We start from the raw sequence: 16,210 nt of genomic DNA, 5'->3' as shown, positions 1-16,210 counted from the left end.
ATATGAAAAATTTACTCAACCGTTTTTATCACTTTTCAAATAGCTGGACAGGCACACTGATTATCGTTTTGTTTGTTATCTTTTTTATTGCACAAGCTTTTGTCATTCCAAGTGGTTCGATGAAAAGAACGTTGCTTATTGGTGATCATCTTTTTGTTAAAAAATTCTCCTATGGTATTCCAACACCTCATCTTCCATGGCTTGAAATTCCCGTCTTACCTGATTTTAATAACAATGGACATCTCATTGAGGGTGAAAGACCTAAACGAGGAGATATTGTGGTTTTTCGTTACCCAAAAGATGAAAAAATCCACTACGTGAAACGCTGTGTTGCCACAGAAAATGATGAGATTTTATATCAAGAAAAGAACCTCTATATTCATTTTTCAGAGGGCGATGAATACATTAAAGCTAATTATCCTGCCAATAAAATCGTCACGATTGCAGGAAAACTCTGGGTGAACAACCCCTATATGGAAAAATTTCACGGCATTGGATACGATGAGAGCATCGCACTCTTTGAACAGATGAAACTTCATCTAGGAGCGAATCAACTGGCGATGAAACCTGCCCTTGTTGAAGAGTTACCTTCCCTAAGCGGGCAATCGTTTAATGCTTTTTATACCAAAGTGGAAAAAGATAACTTTTTTATGATGGGCGATAACCGTGACCACTCTAATGATAGCCGTTTTTGGGGAAGTGTACCCTACAGTCTTATTGTTGGGAAACCATGGTTTATCTATTTTTCATGGGATGATGACTACGTCATTCGATGGAACCGTATCGGAAGGTTTATTGATTCGATGCAGTATGATGAGCAGTTTTTCCAATGACAACCCTCTCTTTTCTTGAAATTATCGCTACGATTTTAGCCTTAATGGTCGCAATTATTGGGCATGAAATTATGCACGGATACGTCGCATACCGTTATGGAGACAATACCGCACGTTCGCAAGGACGTTTGAGTATTAATCCTTTGGTGCACGTTGACTTAGTAGGTACCATTATCGTCCCCGCAGTTCTTTTTTTCAGTGGTGCTCCGTTTATGTTTGGTTGGGCAAAACCTGTGCCTATTTTTATTCCAACGGTTATTCGAAACGGTGGCTATAAAGCAGCCATTCATGTCTCTTTAGCAGGTATTGCATACAACTTCACCCTAGCCCTTAGTGCGGCATTGATTCTCAATCTTTTTCAAGGTGACATCAACGACTATTTGAGTTATTTCTTCCTCTACTTTCTAACACAAACGCTTATTTACAATGTCGTTTTGGGCATTTTCAATCTCTATCCTATCCCTCCATTAGATGGCTCACATGCCCTGAGCTATCTTGCTATGATTTTAGGATGGGATAGTGTGGTTCGCTTTTATGAATCCATCGAACGTTATGGTATGGTTATTCTGATTCTCTTCATCGCGACACCCCTTTCAAACTACTTTTTTATGCCCATTCGCTACGTCATTGAATGGTTATATTAAGAGGCTTACACCTAAGCCTCTTTTTTGGAATTTATAATAATCCTTGTGCTATAATCCTCTATAATTCGCAATTTAAAGGACATTTCTTGAAGTTTTTTATCGCAACAGATCACGCAGGGGTTGCCATTAAACCAGATGTTACTGCTATGCTCCAAAAACTTGGTCATGATGTTATTGATTTAGGACCTTTTAATGATGAGAGGGTGGACTACCCCGATTTTGCACACAGACTGTGTCTTGAGGTTTTAAACCATGAGGGTACACAGGGTATTTTGATTTGTGGCTCAGGGATTGGCATGAGCTTGAGTGCCAACAAACATGTGGGGATTCGAGCGGCTTTGTGTCATGATGCGTACACCGCACAGATGGCACGGGCGCACAATGATGCCAATGTACTCTGTTTTGGACAACGTATTGTAGGACTGGGTGTCGTTGAATCTATCCTAGATGCATGGTGCAAAACCTCTTTTGAAGGTGGCAGACATGCACAGAGAGTCTCGAAAATAGAGCTGTAACCATGGCACTTGAATGGGTTTTAACAACGGTACTTTTTTCCGCTTGTGTTTATTTGCTGGTTATGGTTTTTTACTTTAAAACGCTTCTTCGCAAAGAAAAACGTAGCAATATTGTTGTCAAACAAACCCTCAATGATGCTGAAATTGTTATCCGAAAATATCAAGTCCAACTCCAACGCTCCCTTGGAAATATTGATGTTTTAACCGATGAACTAAAAAAAGTAAAAAATGATCTCAAATCCCTTCGTACACGCAACAGTCAATACCGTATGGAAGGGGACAAACTTCGCCAACACATTAAAGAGCTTGAAGGGAAAATTGAGGCATTGTTATAATAGACATCTTGCAAAATACCTTTTGCAAGAAAGAAAAGCACCAAGGGTGCGTAGGTGGGCATTCCGCCGAGGAAAAACCCAGCGTTAGCATAGCCTTTAGAGCTTTGCTTTAAAGGCATATTACGAGTTCTGCAAGAACTCTAATGAATTTTGGATGGCATTTTGTTTCCTTCACACCTTTACATGTAAAGACTTTATGGAAACTTTTGCCTTGTTTTATGCCCTGATAGGGCACGTCACACGTTTTGAACTTTACTTGAAAAGTATCTAAAAATTATAAAGGCTATACGATGCGTCATCTGAGTGAAACTGACAAAAACTACCTCCTCCATTCTATTCGTGAAATTGAAGACTTCCCAAAACCAGGTATTAAATTTAAAGACATTACCACGCTTCTAGGCGATGCAAAAGCCTTTACTATGCTCATGGAGCATTTAGTAGCACGTTATAAAGATATGGATATTGACTATGTAGCAGGTATTGAAAGTCGAGGATTTATCTTTGGGGCAGCCCTTGCTTCACAACTTAAAACATGCTTTGTTCCTATTCGCAAACCTGGTAAACTGCCTTACACAACCATTAGCGAAAAATACTCTTTAGAATATGGCGTTGATGCGGTTTCCATTCATATTGATGCCTTTAGTACCGCAGGTAAAAGTAAACCCAATGTGCTCTTAATAGATGACTTAATTGCCACGGGCGGAACGGCTACTGCTGCAGTTAATCTTATCAACAAAGCAGGTGCGCACTGCATCGAAGCGTGTTTTATTTTGAATCTTACTTTCTTACAAGGGGATTTGGATATCAAAAAAACCACCCCTGTTTATTCTGTTTTAGAGGTTTTATAATGTACATTCCAAGAGCTTCAAAATTTGACCCAGACGCAAATGGACACTTCGGTATCTTTGGTGGGCGTTATGTTCCTGAAACCCTCATGCCTATTTTAATTGACCTAGAAAAAGAGTATGAAGCCCTTCGCTTCAATGAAAATTTTTGGAGTGAAGTGGATTATTACTTTAAAGAGTATGTCGGACGCCCTTCTCCACTCTATTTTGCGAAAAATATTTCACAAGAGATTGGTGCGAAGGTCTATCTTAAACGAGAAGATTTGAACCATACAGGAGCACACAAAATCAATAACACCATTGTGCAAGGTTTAATTGCAAAAAAAATGGGTAAGAAACGTGTCATTGCTGAGACAGGTGCAGGACAACACGGTGTAGCAACCGCAACCGTAGCGGCACTTTTAGGCTTAGAATGCGAAATTTTTATGGGTGAAAAAGATGTAGAGCGTCAAGAGCTGAATGTCTTTCGTATGAAACTATTGGGTGCAAAAGTGCATGCGGTTAAGAGTGGAAGCCGTACTTTAAAAGATGCGATGAACGATGCGATTCGCTACTGGGTCACACACGCACGTGATACCTTTTATATTATTGGAACCGTGGCAGGTCCACATCCCTATCCCATGATGATACGTGATTTTCAATCCATCATTGGCTATGAAGCAAAAGCTCAAATTTTAGTCAAAGAGAAGCGTTTGCCTGATTATGTGATTGCGTGTATTGGTGGGGGAAGTAATGCCATGGGCATTTTTAATTACTTTTTAGGCGAAGAAGGGGTCTCGTGTATTGGTATTGAAGCAGGCGGACTTGGCATTGATACGACAAAGCATGGCTGTTCCTTAGCCAAAGGAAGCCCAGGGGTACTTCATGGGCAGATGAGTTATTTATTGCAAGATGAGGATGGGCAAATTTTAGAAGCGCACTCCATCTCCGCAGGACTTGATTATCCAGGAATTGGACCTGAACACGCTTATCTTAAAGAGTTAGGTGCGGCACGTTATGACCACGCCACCGATCAAGAAGCGTTGGATGCCTTTGTGTGGCTCAGTCGTAAAGAGGGTATTATTCCTGCGTTTGAAAGTGCACATGCTATTGCTTATCTTAAAAAAATGGATAAAGAAGCCATTAAAAATAAGGTCATTATTGTCAATCTTTCAGGTCGTGGTGATAAAGATATGATGCAAGCAAAATCGCTTCTTGATATAGGATAAGACCATGATAGAGTTTTTTAATAAACACTCTGGAAAGTTATTTGCTCTTTTTATGACACTATTGCTCTCTACCTTAGGCTATTTTCTCTATTTTGCCCCCGTACAAGGCTTGGAAAATAAATTTGTCTATTTGATGAAAGAGTATGGTTATATTATTCTTTTTTTCTGGGGAATGTTAGAGGGTGAAATGGGTCTTGTGATGGCAGGACTTTTGACTCACACAGGGGATATGAATCTTTTTATGTCGATTTTTGTGGCAGGACTAGGTGGTTTTGCAGGAGATCAAGTCTATTTTTATATTGGTCGCTTTAACAAAGCGTGGGTACATAAGAAGCTTCATGGTCAGCGCCGCAAGCTTGCTCTTGCCCATCTTCTTTTAAAACGTCACGGTTGGCCTATTATTTTTATCCAGCGTTACTTGTACGGTCTTAGAACCGTGATTCCTATCTCCATCGGACTTACCCGTTACAGTGGTAAAATGTTTGCCTTAATCAACCTTATCTCCGCATGGATATGGGCTGCTCTTACGATTATTCCTACATGGTATTTTGGAGAGCAAATTTTAATTGTGATTCATTGGGCAAAAGAACATTGGTATTTTGCACTTCCATTAGCAGGAATAATTGGTGGGGGTATCTCTTATTATTTTCATAAAGTCACAGATAAAACATTAAAGGAAAAGCATGAAATTTGAAATTATTAATCAACCTTTATCAGAGGCGAAAGCAGATATTAACGTTATTTTTATTATTCAAAAAAATTTAACACACACATGGGTCAAAGATAAAGAGAGTTTAGAACTTTTAGGCTTTAAAGGCGAAAATGAAGAGAGCCTTTTAATTCCTAACAGCCGTACGCTTTATGTAGGATGTGACTCCTTAGAGACGGAAGATATCCGTCTTGCAGCGGCTAAAGCTTTAGAGAGTCTTCAAAAAACAACTTTTACAACGCTAAGCATTGGTACGTACTTGGGCGAATGCCCAAAAATGAGTTTGATGGCTTTGATTGAGGGATTTATTTTAGGAAGTTATACATTTGATGCCTATAAAAGTAAAAAAGAGCCTTCGAAAATTGAAAAAATCATAGTGTGTTTAGAAGATTACGGCACACACACGCTCTCCATGCAAACAGCGCAAGAAGCGTTAAAAATAGCCACAGCCATTGCAGAAGCAACCAATTTTGCCAAAGAGATTGTCAATACGATTCCTAACGATATGACACCTATTGCACTAGCAGAAGTTGCGCAAACACTCAGCTCTCTTCCAAACGTTACATGTAAAGTCATGGATGAGCACTTTTTACAAGAGCAAGGAATGAATGCCTTCTTAGCAGTCAATCGTGCAAGTGTGCATCCTCCACGTCTTATTCACTTAAGCTATACCCCAAAAGAGGCTAAAAAACGCCTTGTCTATGTAGGAAAAGGTCTTACGTATGATAGCGGTGGACTCAGTCTAAAGCCTAGTGAGCATATGGTCACGATGAAAGCGGATAAAAGCGGTGGCGCTGCGGTTATGGCTATTTTTAAAGCGGCGGCAACCCTAGAGCTTCCTTATGAAATTCATGCCATTATTGGAGCAACTGAAAATATGATTGGAGGCAATGCCTACAAGCCTGATGATGTTTTAGTCGCTAAAAATGGTAAAACCATAGAAGTACGTAACACCGATGCTGAAGGGCGTTTGGTCTTAGCAGATTGTTTGTGTTATGCGCAAGAACTTAAACCTGATTTACTCGTCGATATGGCAACACTCACAGGTGCATGTGTGGTAGCGCTTGGCGAATATACCACGGGTATTATGGGGCATAGCAGTGAACTTAAACAGACTATGCAAAAAGCAGCCACCAAAAGTGGTGAGCTTACAGGCACCCTTCCGTTTAACAAATACCTTAAAAAATTACTGAAAAGCTCTGTGGCTGATATGTCGAACATTAGTTCAAGCCGTTACGGTGGGGCGATTACAGCAGGACTCTTTTTGGATAATTTCATTGAAGAAGAGAACAAAGAGAAATGGCTACACCTTGATATCGCAGGACCTGCCTATATTGAAAAATCATGGGGTTACAATCAAGCGGGGGCTAGTGGGGCAGGAGTGAGAATGAATCTCTATTGGATGCTTGAGGAAAATAAACACTAAGTGTGGGATTTATGAAACCAAAAATCGTCTTGATCGGGGCTTCTACAGGAGGTCCTGGTCATTTAAAAAAAATTTTAGCTGCTATTCCTGAATCTTTTCATGCTACGATTATTATTGCACAACATATGAACAGTATGTTTATTCCTAGCTTTATTACTCAGTTTCAAAACGAATTACCTTTTTTGGTACATGGTGTGGACAAGAAAATGAGCCTTCAACCTTCGAGCATTTATATTTGTCCTCAAAATTGCCATCTTCTACGAGGAGAAGTAAGCCCCAAAATCGAACCGATTATCGAAGGCGATACTCCTTATAATCCCAGTATTGATACTCTTTTTTTATCCTCTCTCTCCTGCCTTCATGATGCGGATATTTTAGCCGTCTTGCTCACAGGTATTGGACATGATGGTGCTAATGGTCTAAGTGAGTTGCAAAAACATGGGGCAAAATGTATTGCAGAGAGTGAAGAAAGTGCTATCGTCTATGGTATGCCAAAGCGTGCGGTCGAAATCAATCCGAACATTACCTCAATGCCCCTGCATCAGATTATTGATGCCATTAAACTATTTGGAGCGTCCTAAATGTGGTTTTGGAACAGAAAAAAAGAGCCTGAAATTTCGCTCACACAAGAAAAAAATTTACCTCAAGAGTTTAATCCTTTTGGGCTTCAAGACGTTTTATACTACATCAAACGAGAAATAGGCATAGACCTTTTTTCAAAAAACAGTGTCATCGAGACCAAACTAAGGCTCTTTTGTGAACGCAAAGAGATTTACAGTTTTCGAAAACTTTTTGAAACACTTCAACATGACACAAAACTTAGACAAGAACTCATTGATTTGGTGACCGTCAACGAAACCTATTTTTACCGTGAAGAGTCTCAACTCAATCTTGCCGTTGAATTTGCACTTGAAATTCCTAGTGTACGAATTCTTTGCGCTCCATGTGCCACAGGTGAGGAGGTTTACTCTTTATCTATGATGTTACAAGAGAAAAGAAGAGAAGCGTACTCGTTTCATATTACAGGAATTGATATTAACTCTGAGGCGATAGAAAAAGCACAGCGTGGGCTTTTTTCAGAGCGTTCCTTGCATAAATTAGATGAGCGTCTCAAAGAGAAATATTTTTTAAAAGATGAACGATTTTACAGCGCTAAAAAAGAGTATTTTACCTCTATCTCTTTTCGTAAAGTCAATATCTTTGAAGGGGATTTTCTCTCTTTGGGCAGTTTTGATATTATCTTCTCACGCAATATGCTGATTTATTTTGATGATACCTTTAGGCTTAAAACGATTGAGCGTTTCTCTTCCTTGCTTAAACCTCAGGGTAAACTCTTTTTAGGACATGCGGATATCATTCCAGAGAACCATTACTTTACCAAACATACCGAACATAGGCTATCTTATTATGTTAAAAACAGTTAAACTAACAAACTTACGTATGAATCCTTCTGTGCTGATACTCCCCGGCTATCAAAATTCTGATGAGAAACATTGGCAAACATACTGGGAAAAAGCGCACCCTGACTTTTACCGTGTCATGCAAAAAGATTGGGATCATCCCAATGCTACCGAGTGGGTAGAACAGCTTGAAGCAACCCTTCAACAGTGTCATTCCCCTGTCGTGCTTGTGGCACACAGTTTAGCGTGTTTAGTCGTTGCTCAGTGGGCAAGTCGTACACATACCAAAATTAAAGGGGCATTGCTGGTTGCTCCACCCAATCCTCAAGAGCCTATTTTTCCAAAATCGGCTCAAGGATTTGAAGAGATACCGATGACGCCATTTGATTTTCCCTCCACTGTACTAGCGAGTACAAATGACCCTTACGCGACCTTTCCACATGTTCAACGCTTAGCTAAAGCATGGGGAAGCCGACTGGTTAATTTGGGAAAACGAGGACATATGAATAGCGAGAGTGATTTGGGCATATGGGAAGAAGGGTATGATTATTTGGAGACCTTACTGCATATCAAATAAAAAAGAGGCTCTTTGCCTCTTCTTAACGAATCTGTGACTTTAATACTTCTAACCTTGCAATTCTATCTTCCGTTGAGGGATGGGTAGAAAAAAGTGACGCAAACGAGATATTTTTCCCTGCAAAAGGGTTGATAATAAACATATGCGCACTCTCAGTCGTTGCTTCGTGCACCGTGCCTCGCTTGTTGTAAGTTGAGAGCTTTGAAAGGGCACTTTGCAACCACTCAGGATGGCGTGTTAAGCGTGCAGCTCCCTCATCTGCCATGTACTCACGGTTTCGACTAATCGCCATTTGAATCACCCCAGCTGCTAGAGGCAAAACTAAAGATAAGACCAACATCAAAATGGGATTGGGACGGTTTTCTCTATCGCCTCCAAACATCGCACCAAATTGGAGCATATTGGCAATCATAGCAATCGCACCTGCAATGGTGGCCGCAATCGTGCCGATTAAAATATCATAATGACGTACATGGCTTAACTCATGCGCTAACACCGCTTCGACTTCATTTTCATCTAAAAGTTCTAACAAACCCTCCGTCACCGCAACAGCGGCATTTTGAGGATTTCGCCCTGTGGCAAAAGCGTTTGGTGTGTGATCAGGAATAATATAAACCTTTGGCATGGGAATAGCCGCACGATTGGCTAATTTCTGAACAATCTCAAATAAGCCCTTCGCTTCTTTAGGGCTTACTTCAACGGCGTGGTAATGACGAAGCACCAGAGTATCGGAGTAAAAATAGCTCACAAAATTCATCACACCTGCCATCACAAGGGCAATCAGCATACCTTGAGTCCCTCCCATGATACCACCAACCCAGACAAATAACAGTGTCATGAGAGTCAATAATACAACGGTTTTGACAACTTCCATTTTCGTTCCTTTATCAAAATAATAGGACTATTCTAACGCAAATTGGTAAATATTTTTTTTACATGTAACGCTTTGTGCTATAATGCCCCCACATTTTTATAAGGATACTTCGTGCGTCTACCTCGTGGCTTTGGCAAAAAAGGCTACTTTTCATTATCAGCTATTCAAGCTTCTACCAGTGAAGTTAAAACCAAACGCCAACACGCACGCCTGATTCATACCACACGCCTTTTTTGTGAAGAGAATGAAAAAGAGCTTCACGAAGATGACCCACCACCGCTTCTTCTTTCACTTTTTTCGACCCTTTTTCACTACCGCCCTCGTGTTTGCAGATGCAGTCGTTTATTTGCCTCACGTGCCCACTCCGCCATAAAACACGCCAAAAAACGCCGTAAATGTAACTGCTCTTGCCGCTATTTTAGCTTTCGTCGCACAGGTATTCATCCTCCACTTCATTTATTTTTATAACACACTTACTGAATTAAAAAATGAAAATGATAAGGATAAAATAATGTTAAAAACCTATGTAACAGGCTTTCCACGCATCGGAGAGAAGCGTGAGTTAAAATTTGCTCTTGAGTCCTACTGGGCAGGAAAATCGGAGCTTTCAACCCTTCAAGACGTTGCCAAAGAGCTTCGAGCACGCCACTTTGAATACCAAAAAGCGCACGGCATTGATATGATTTCGTGCAATGACTTTAGCTACTACGATTTGATGTTAGATACCATCACCCTTTTAGGAGCGATTCCTGAGCGATTTGTAGGCATTGAAGATGCTACAAAACGCTATTTTGCGATGGCAAGGGGCGATGAGAGTCGCTCTGCGATGGAGATGACCAAATGGTTTAACACCAACTACCACTACATTGTTCCCGAACTGCACGCAAACACTCGTTTTAGTGTCGATACGAGCAAAATCATCGAAGCGTTTAATGAAGCCAAAGCGCTAGGGATTACGCCAAAGATTAATCTTATTGGACCGATTACTTTTTTAGCGCTTTCTAAAACCATTGATAACACGGATGCCTTTGTGCTTTTTGACGCCCTTTTAGAAGCCTACGCAAGTGTACTTAAAAGCATTGAAACTCTAGGAGATGGCATCATTGTTCAGTTTGATGAGCCGTTGTTTGCCAAAAGCTTAGAGCCAAAATTTTACACGCTTCTTAAAATCGCTTATGAGAAATTAGGCACGGTTTCACCTAAACTAAAAATCGCAGTCGTGAGCTATTTTGATAGAGCCAATGAAGCGGTGGCTGTCTTAGGAAAGTGCCCTATTTGGGGAATTGGGCTTGATTTTGTGTATGGGGTAGAAAACCTTGAAGCACTTTTACATGTAAACAACAAAGTGCTGATTGCAGGAGTGATTGATGGGCGAAACGTTTGGAAAAACAACGCTTCCAAATCCTATGAACTTTTGGAAAAAATCACCGCTGTGATTGGCGAAGAGAGGCTCATTTTAAGCACCTCGTGCTCACTGCTTCATGTGCCCTATTCCACCACCTTTGAGCAAAAACTCCCTTTACATGTAAAAGAAAAACTGAGCTTTGCACTTGAAAAATTGGCTGAGCTTCAAACGCTTCAAACACTCTGGGAAAACAAAGAAAAACCAGCACAAAACGAAGCGATAGAAAAACCCACCATTCAAGCGCACACCAACCACTTTGCGAAGCGCTCACCGTATGACATACGTGCGCTTATTCAACAAAAAGCGCTCAATCTTCCCCTTTTTCCAACCACAACCATTGGCTCGTTTCCTCAAACCAAAGAGACACGAGCGCTTCGTTTAGCCTATAAAAAAGGTGAGCTGACTCAAGAAGCCTATGAAAACGCTTTAAAAGAGCTCATCAAGGAGTGTGTGGCGTTTCAAGAAGAGATAGGACTAGATGTCCTAGTACATGGCGAATTTGAGCGCAACGATATGGTCGAGTACTTTGGTGAACTCCTCGAGGGTTTTGCTTTTAGCGAAAACGGATGGGTACAAAGCTATGGAAGCAGATGCGTCAAGCCTCCTCTTTTGTACGGCAATGTCAAACGAAGAAAGCCTTTAAGTGTCGAGTGGAGTGTCTATGCGCAAAGCTTAACCGATAAGCCAATGAAAGGAATGCTCACAGGACCTGTGACCATTTTAAACTGGTCGTTTGTGCGTGATGATATTCCTAAAAGCGAGGTGGCGTACGAGGTTGCACGAGCGATTGCCGAAGAGGTTGATGAACTTCAGCGCAATGATATTAAGATTATTCAAGTGGATGAAGCGGCGTTTAAAGAGGGGTATCCTCTGCGGAATGAAAAAATCAAAGCCTATGAAAAATGGGCAGTGGAGAGCTTTAAAGCCTCCGTGTGCAGTGCGTGGGATCAGACGCAAATTCACACCCATATGTGTTACAGCAACTTCAATGACATCATTGAGACCATTGAAGCGATGGATGCGGATGTCATTACCATTGAGACGTCACGCAGTGGCAATAAACTCTTAAAAGTGTTCCAAAAAGCCCACTACAAAGCGCAAATTGGACCAGGCGTGTATGACATTCACTCGCCTCGTGTGCCCAGTGTTGAGGAGATGAGCGAGCAAATCAAAGCCTTTTTAGAGGTGCTGCCTAAAGAGCAACTCTGGATTAACCCTGATTGTGGTTTAAAAACCAGAGGCTGGAGTGAAACCAAAGCAGCCCTTGCCAACATGATACAAGCAGTCAAACGCTTCCGATAGCGTGTTATCACGAGGGAAGTTTCCCTCGTGGTTTTGGTTTTACATGTAAAGATATTTAAAGGGTGATTTCTTCAAAAAGTTCTTTGAGTTTTTGAAGCTACTTTAAAACAAACTAGATTGCTGTGGTTTTTTTTCTTCTTTAATATGTTTCTCTATCCAATCGAGAAATTCATTTTTAAATTTAATACCTTTTACTTTTCCATGATACTTATCAATAATAAATAAACTTTCATATTGATTCGTTGGTATATAAATTTCATTATTTTTTTGTATTACTAACTTTTGTATCAAATATCGATTCAAATCTTGGCTTTTTTGAAAAATTTCTTCAGCTTCATTTTTCAAATACTCAACCACTTCTGAAGCTGTATAGCCATTATTTTCTCTGTAAATAAATTCTATGTTTTTTGTAGTTATCTCATTTTGGTTCAAAAATAAATCTTTATTTGAAAGATATACTTTAATTTTTTTCCCATGAGCTAACCCTCTGAGAATATTTGCATAACTGCCTTCACTTCGACCATCCCATATTGTAAAAAGAAATTCACTATCTATGGTCATTGCATTATCTTTAACTTCTTGTCTGTTTCTTTCTTTTTTTATATCATGATTAACTTCAATATATTTTGTTCTAAAATTCTCATTTGCTTTATACCTTGGACGTGCATAAATAGAATAAACAGTAACATTAAAATAATTCAATGATGAGCAATATTCTTGGACTAAAGTATCAATCCCTGAGGCATCGCCAACAAGTATTTCAATATTTTTTTCTATAATTTTATTAATGCTATTTTTAACTTCTATGGGAAGCTTTTTAATTGATATAGAACCACTGATAAAAACTTTATTTTTCATCTTTTAACATCTTTTACAGGGATAAAGAAAAAATTAATTCGTTCATTAAAATGATATAAAGCATACATCGTTTCACATAATGAAGCACATGTACCCATCACATCATCAATCAATATAAAATTGGCATCTGTGTTTAAGCCTCTTAAATCAACAGTATATTTATTCAACGATTGACCTGAGACAGTCGTCAAAGTCTTACTAGCTACTTGGCTATTTTTGGAGATGATTTTTTTAAGGGGTAGCGCGTTTATTATGGAAAGTTTATCAGAAATCTCATCTGGTAGTAAAGAACTTGAGGGAATCAATGTGATGTTTAAGTTATCGTGATTTTCTTTTAAATGATTAATATATCCATTGAAATGAGAAATTATTTCATCAACATATGATTCTCTGTTTTCATGTTTTATAGGAGGGCTTTTTAAGTATTTCATTTCATATATCATTTTACCAAATCTTGTATATGACTGATATTCATGACCATTGTATTCAAATGTTAAAATATGCGTAAAAGGGTTTCCATTAAAATCTTGAAGTATCTCAAACTCTTTATAAAAATCAAGGACAATACCTTGAGCAATGAGCACTTCTCTAAAAAATATTTCACATTGTAAATGATTGTTTTGTAATGTCAAATCTTGGATATACTCAATAATGTAATTATTTATATTAACAGGGATTTTCTTTGCTCGAATTTTAATTTTAAAATCATCAATAACCATAATATTTTCCTTGATTTTAAAGGGATAGCTTTTTGTTACTTAATTATCCAATTCTAGTCATTATTGCCTTAAAAAAGAAAATTATTCAACTTTACGGCTTCCTACAATTTCTCCACATTGCGCAACTTCACATACATCATTGCACTCATCATAGCATCATTTAACGCATCGTGTTTTCCAAAGATGGGAAGACCCAACTCTTTCATCATCACATCAAAGCGCAGGTCGATGACCCCATCGGGGATACGTTTGATTTTTTTGTCGTGGTAGAGTCCTGAAAGTTCGATTTGGGGGTTGGGGAGGTAGATATTCAGCCACGCTTTCAGGTATTTGTTGATCATTGCAACGTCAAATTCTAAGTAGTAGCCCACCAAAGGGCGTGCGCCTATGAAATGTAAAAACTGCTCAATGGCTTCACGAGGAGAGAGAGCATTTTGTACGTCAATGTTGCGAATTTGATGAATCTTAATGCTCGTCTCATTCACCTCAAAGCGAGGTTTCACAAAAAGCTCAAATTTTTCGGACATTAAGATTTTATTGCCCCGCACTTTCACCGCCCCAATGGAGAGAATCTCATCTTTTTTAGGATTGAGCCCTGTGGTCTCGGTGTCAAACACCACCACCTCATCGTCTGGTGCTTCTTCAAATAAAAAACGAAACCGCTCATCGTTTAGATTTTTGGCGTTGCGTTTGGCAAAAAAGGAGCTAAACATTAGCTCACCATCGAGAGTTTAAAGTGGTGGGTGAGAAACTTTTTAAATTTATTGACAATTTTAAAGCTGTCTTTTAAAAGCTCCAACTCCAACTCATTGAGCGCTTCAAGATTGACATCATTTCCCAAAATTCCACCTCGTTGCAACTGCTCTTTAAGACGCAGGTTTAAAAAGGTATCGAGCGCTTCGATGAGTGCGCCTGAGAAGTCACTCTCCAACACGCCTAAATGTGCAAGCTTTTTGATGCGCCCTACGGTGTCACACACATCCATTTTCTGCTCCAATGCCAAACTTCGAATACCATGCACAATGGGGAAAATACCCCCTTTTTTGACATCGATTTTATTCTCTTTAGCAATCAAATTGGCAAAAAAACCTATGGGCGTCTCAAAGGCAAGTATGGGCATCGCAAAGTGCGCCATAAAGGTATTTTGCGCCTCAATGTGCCTAAACAGTGCTTTTTTTACTTCCAAAAGCAAAGAGCCATCTCCCGCAACAGCAGTCGCATCAAAGAAAATGGCTAAGTGCATGGCATCGTCCATGCTTGGGGTATCAAACCAGCGTTCCACCTCATCTAAGTACGCTTTTTTTGACTTGCACCAGTAGGGATTTGAAACCATAATGTTTCCCTCGCACGGCGGATAGCCAAACTCAATAAGCGTTTCACTCAAACGCTTCATATAAGGCTCATACACACCCACATCCATCCCATCTTCAATAATCAACGCATTGTCTTGGTCGGTTTTTAAGAGCTGTTCTCTGCGCCCTTCACTGCCCATCACCACCAAACACGCTTTGGAAGCCAAATCTTCAGGAACTATCATGGAGTAGAGCTTTTCATATACTTTTGCGTTGAGTTCAGAGACAAGCTTAGCGATATAATCCACCTTTGTCCCTTTTACATGTAACTTTTTGATGATATGAATAAAATCCCCACTCGCCTCTTTGAGCTCCTCAATGCTCCTCGCTTTTTTAATTTTTACCGCGGCTAAATAAGAGTGATTGGCAAAGTAACTAAGCAAATCCAGCTGTTCTAAAATACCAATAATCTTCCCATTCTCCATCACCACTAGACGCTTAATGGCATGTTTGGTAAAGCTTAACAAGGCGTTAAAGAGATAATCACTCGCCTCAATGCAGATAAGCGGAAATAGCGCAATCGCCCCAATGGAAGCATGTTTATCATATCCGTTAAACAACACATGCTTACGAATGACACTATCCGTCACGATGCCATACCCCTCTTCTAGGCGCACCACAATACAACTGCTCTTTTTCTCCTCCATCTCTTGAAGTGCCTCCATAATGGAACACTCTTTTTCCACAATGGTGGGCGTGTGCAAGTAACATTCCCCAACCAATGCCATCATAAACCCTGAAAGCTCCGTGGTGTACTCTCGTTGTTTGGCGGAGTGAATTTTAGTAGCGAGGTCTTGAATAAAGTAGGCTTTAAAGGCTTCATTGCTCTGCATTAACGCCAAAAAAGAGGCTTTGTCTAACTCGTAGCAAATGAGCTCTTCTAAGACTTTAAACTGCTTGGTGGTACTCCCATAAATCAAAGCGTCCGCATCAAATGAGTTGGATTTGCTGTACACCTTTAAGAGTTCATCTTCGCTAAACTCCCCCACTTCGCCTTTTAGAATGATGTACAAAAAAGAAGAAGCTTTGCTAGGAGAGATGAGTATCTCATCTTTTTTATAGTAGGCAATATTCATCGCACCAGTCGCTTGAGCCAACTCAAGTTTACTTAAAAGCTCAAAAGGATAAATGGAGCGTACAAACGCCTCTAAATCATGCATGCTCATAAAAAATCCTTTTACATGTAAAGATAGTTCATTGTAACGTGC

General features: G+C 39.8%; 18 protein-coding genes. 13 read left to right on the top strand and 5 right to left on the bottom strand.

Annotated elements, in window-relative coordinates:
- Nucleotides 1–2 precede the first annotated feature (2 nt).
- From lepB to SDEL_RS04270, 11 genes are all read left to right on the top strand, one after another.
- Nucleotides 3–833 carry a signal peptidase I gene (gene lepB, locus SDEL_RS04320; protein ID WP_012856639.1) on the top strand — a complete coding sequence of 277 codons (831 nt, stop codon included), beginning with the start codon at nucleotides 3–5 and terminating at the stop codon, nucleotides 831–833.
- Nucleotides 830–1,477, top strand: coding sequence for a site-2 protease family protein (locus SDEL_RS04315; RefSeq protein ID WP_012856638.1), 648 nt, complete (start codon nucleotides 830–832; stop codon nucleotides 1,475–1,477). Before lepB ends, SDEL_RS04315 begins: the two co-directional genes overlap by 4 nt.
- 86 nt (nucleotides 1,478–1,563) lie before the next feature.
- Nucleotides 1,564–1,992 carry a ribose 5-phosphate isomerase B gene (gene rpiB / locus SDEL_RS04310; RefSeq protein WP_012856637.1) on the top strand — a complete coding sequence of 143 codons (429 nt, stop codon included), beginning with the start codon at nucleotides 1,564–1,566 and terminating at the stop codon, nucleotides 1,990–1,992.
- A 2-nt stretch (nucleotides 1,993–1,994) separates the two neighbouring features.
- Entirely contained in the window at nucleotides 1,995–2,327 is a 333-nt protein-coding gene (locus tag SDEL_RS04305; RefSeq protein WP_012856636.1) for a membrane protein, read from the top strand.
- A 290-nt stretch (nucleotides 2,328–2,617) separates the two neighbouring features.
- On the top strand, nucleotides 2,618–3,175 hold the full coding sequence (locus tag SDEL_RS04300) for an adenine phosphoribosyltransferase (protein WP_012856635.1): 558 nt from the start codon (nucleotides 2,618–2,620) through the stop codon (nucleotides 3,173–3,175).
- Complete coding sequence (gene trpB, locus SDEL_RS04295) at nucleotides 3,175–4,380, top strand: tryptophan synthase subunit beta (protein WP_012856634.1); 1,206 nt, start codon at nucleotides 3,175–3,177, stop codon at nucleotides 4,378–4,380. The genes SDEL_RS04300 and trpB overlap by 1 nt, the downstream gene beginning before the upstream one ends.
- Nucleotides 4,381–4,384: 4 nt before the next feature.
- Nucleotides 4,385–5,074, top strand: a complete 690-nt coding sequence (locus SDEL_RS04290) for a DedA family protein (protein WP_012856633.1) — start codon at nucleotides 4,385–4,387, stop codon at nucleotides 5,072–5,074.
- Complete coding sequence (locus tag SDEL_RS04285; RefSeq protein ID WP_012856632.1) at nucleotides 5,064–6,515, top strand: leucyl aminopeptidase; 1,452 nt, start codon at nucleotides 5,064–5,066, stop codon at nucleotides 6,513–6,515. Before SDEL_RS04290 ends, SDEL_RS04285 begins: the two co-directional genes overlap by 11 nt.
- Before the next feature lie 11 nt (nucleotides 6,516–6,526).
- On the top strand, nucleotides 6,527–7,096 hold the full coding sequence (locus SDEL_RS04280; protein ID WP_012856631.1) for a CheB methylesterase domain-containing protein: 570 nt from the start codon (nucleotides 6,527–6,529) through the stop codon (nucleotides 7,094–7,096).
- Nucleotides 7,097–7,939 (top strand): CheR family methyltransferase, encoded by an 843-nt coding sequence (locus SDEL_RS04275; RefSeq protein WP_012856630.1) that lies wholly within the window; start codon nucleotides 7,097–7,099, stop codon nucleotides 7,937–7,939.
- On the top strand, nucleotides 7,923–8,492 hold the full coding sequence (locus SDEL_RS04270) for an RBBP9/YdeN family alpha/beta hydrolase (RefSeq protein WP_012856629.1): 570 nt from the start codon (nucleotides 7,923–7,925) through the stop codon (nucleotides 8,490–8,492). Before SDEL_RS04275 ends, SDEL_RS04270 begins: the two co-directional genes overlap by 17 nt.
- Before the next feature lie 22 nt (nucleotides 8,493–8,514).
- Here SDEL_RS04270 and htpX read toward each other — a convergent pair whose 3' ends face one another.
- Nucleotides 8,515–9,366 carry a zinc metalloprotease HtpX gene (htpX, locus tag SDEL_RS04265; protein WP_012856628.1) on the bottom strand — a complete coding sequence of 284 codons (852 nt, stop codon included), beginning with the start codon at nucleotides 9,364–9,366 and terminating at the stop codon, nucleotides 8,515–8,517.
- A 111-nt stretch (nucleotides 9,367–9,477) separates the two neighbouring features.
- Here htpX and SDEL_RS04260 point away from each other — a divergent pair, with 111 nt between their 5' ends.
- Together SDEL_RS04260 and metE are read left to right on the top strand one after the other, a co-directional pair.
- The gene (locus tag SDEL_RS04260; RefSeq protein ID WP_012856627.1) at nucleotides 9,478–9,834 is read left to right on the top strand and encodes a hypothetical protein; all 357 of its coding nucleotides are present in this window, start codon (nucleotides 9,478–9,480) and stop codon (nucleotides 9,832–9,834) included.
- A 43-nt stretch (nucleotides 9,835–9,877) separates the two neighbouring features.
- Nucleotides 9,878–12,073: a 5-methyltetrahydropteroyltriglutamate--homocysteine S-methyltransferase gene (gene metE / locus SDEL_RS04255; protein ID WP_012856626.1), complete on the top strand. Its 2,196-nt coding sequence runs from the start codon at nucleotides 9,878–9,880 to the stop codon at nucleotides 12,071–12,073.
- 102 nt (nucleotides 12,074–12,175) lie between these two features.
- On the opposite strand, the gene SDEL_RS11635 is transcribed toward metE, so the two are convergent.
- The 4 genes from SDEL_RS11635 to SDEL_RS04235 all read right to left on the bottom strand — a co-directional run bounded on the left by SDEL_RS11635 (nucleotide 12,176) and on the right by SDEL_RS04235 (nucleotide 16,168).
- Complete coding sequence (locus SDEL_RS11635) at nucleotides 12,176–12,931, bottom strand: hypothetical protein (RefSeq protein ID WP_012856625.1); 756 nt, start codon at nucleotides 12,929–12,931, stop codon at nucleotides 12,176–12,178.
- The gene (locus SDEL_RS04245) at nucleotides 12,928–13,650 is read right to left on the bottom strand and encodes a hypothetical protein (RefSeq protein WP_012856624.1); all 723 of its coding nucleotides are present in this window, start codon (nucleotides 13,648–13,650) and stop codon (nucleotides 12,928–12,930) included. Before SDEL_RS04245 ends, SDEL_RS11635 begins: the two co-directional genes overlap by 4 nt.
- 101 nt (nucleotides 13,651–13,751) lie before the next feature.
- Nucleotides 13,752–14,363: a 3'-5' exonuclease gene (locus SDEL_RS04240; protein ID WP_012856623.1), complete on the bottom strand. Its 612-nt coding sequence runs from the start codon at nucleotides 14,361–14,363 to the stop codon at nucleotides 13,752–13,754.
- Complete coding sequence (locus SDEL_RS04235) at nucleotides 14,363–16,168, bottom strand: DUF294 nucleotidyltransferase-like domain-containing protein (RefSeq protein WP_012856622.1); 1,806 nt, start codon at nucleotides 16,166–16,168, stop codon at nucleotides 14,363–14,365. The genes SDEL_RS04240 and SDEL_RS04235 overlap by 1 nt, the downstream gene beginning before the upstream one ends.
- Nucleotides 16,169–16,210: the final 42 nt, after the last annotated feature.

Origin of the sequence: Sulfurospirillum deleyianum DSM 6946 (assembly GCF_000024885.1) — a bacterium.
Classification (GTDB): domain Bacteria; phylum Campylobacterota; class Campylobacteria; order Campylobacterales; family Sulfurospirillaceae; genus Sulfurospirillum; species Sulfurospirillum deleyianum.
Note: the sequence above shows the minus strand (reverse complement) of the source record. Positions and strands in the feature narration are given on the sequence as shown.

Bases quoted from the DNA above. Each gene is read 5' to 3' on its own strand.
- lepB (WP_012856639.1), top strand. From the start codon at position 3: ATGAAAAATTTACTCAACCGTTTTTATCACTTTTCAAATAGCTGGACA.
- SDEL_RS04315 (WP_012856638.1), top strand. From the start codon at position 830: ATGACAACCCTCTCTTTTCTTGAAATTATCGCTACGATTTTAGCCTTA.
- SDEL_RS04305 (WP_012856636.1), top strand. From the start codon at position 1,995: ATGGCACTTGAATGGGTTTTAACAACGGTACTTTTTTCCGCTTGTGTT.
- SDEL_RS04300 (WP_012856635.1), top strand. From the start codon at position 2,618: ATGCGTCATCTGAGTGAAACTGACAAAAACTACCTCCTCCATTCTATT.
- trpB (WP_012856634.1), top strand. From the start codon at position 3,175: ATGTACATTCCAAGAGCTTCAAAATTTGACCCAGACGCAAATGGACAC.
- SDEL_RS04290 (WP_012856633.1), top strand. From the start codon at position 4,385: ATGATAGAGTTTTTTAATAAACACTCTGGAAAGTTATTTGCTCTTTTT.
- SDEL_RS04285 (WP_012856632.1), top strand. From the start codon at position 5,064: ATGAAATTTGAAATTATTAATCAACCTTTATCAGAGGCGAAAGCAGAT.
- SDEL_RS04280 (WP_012856631.1), top strand. From the start codon at position 6,527: ATGAAACCAAAAATCGTCTTGATCGGGGCTTCTACAGGAGGTCCTGGT.
- SDEL_RS04275 (WP_012856630.1), top strand. From the start codon at position 7,097: ATGTGGTTTTGGAACAGAAAAAAAGAGCCTGAAATTTCGCTCACACAA.
- SDEL_RS04270 (WP_012856629.1), top strand. From the start codon at position 7,923: ATGTTAAAAACAGTTAAACTAACAAACTTACGTATGAATCCTTCTGTG.
- htpX (WP_012856628.1), bottom strand. From the start codon at position 9,366: ATGGAAGTTGTCAAAACCGTTGTATTATTGACTCTCATGACACTGTTA.
- metE (WP_012856626.1), top strand. From the start codon at position 9,878: ATGTTAAAAACCTATGTAACAGGCTTTCCACGCATCGGAGAGAAGCGT.
- SDEL_RS11635 (WP_012856625.1), bottom strand. From the start codon at position 12,931: ATGAAAAATAAAGTTTTTATCAGTGGTTCTATATCAATTAAAAAGCTT.
- SDEL_RS04245 (WP_012856624.1), bottom strand. From the start codon at position 13,650: ATGGTTATTGATGATTTTAAAATTAAAATTCGAGCAAAGAAAATCCCT.
- SDEL_RS04240 (WP_012856623.1), bottom strand. From the start codon at position 14,363: ATGTTTAGCTCCTTTTTTGCCAAACGCAACGCCAAAAATCTAAACGAT.
- SDEL_RS04235 (WP_012856622.1), bottom strand. From the start codon at position 16,168: ATGAGCATGCATGATTTAGAGGCGTTTGTACGCTCCATTTATCCTTTT.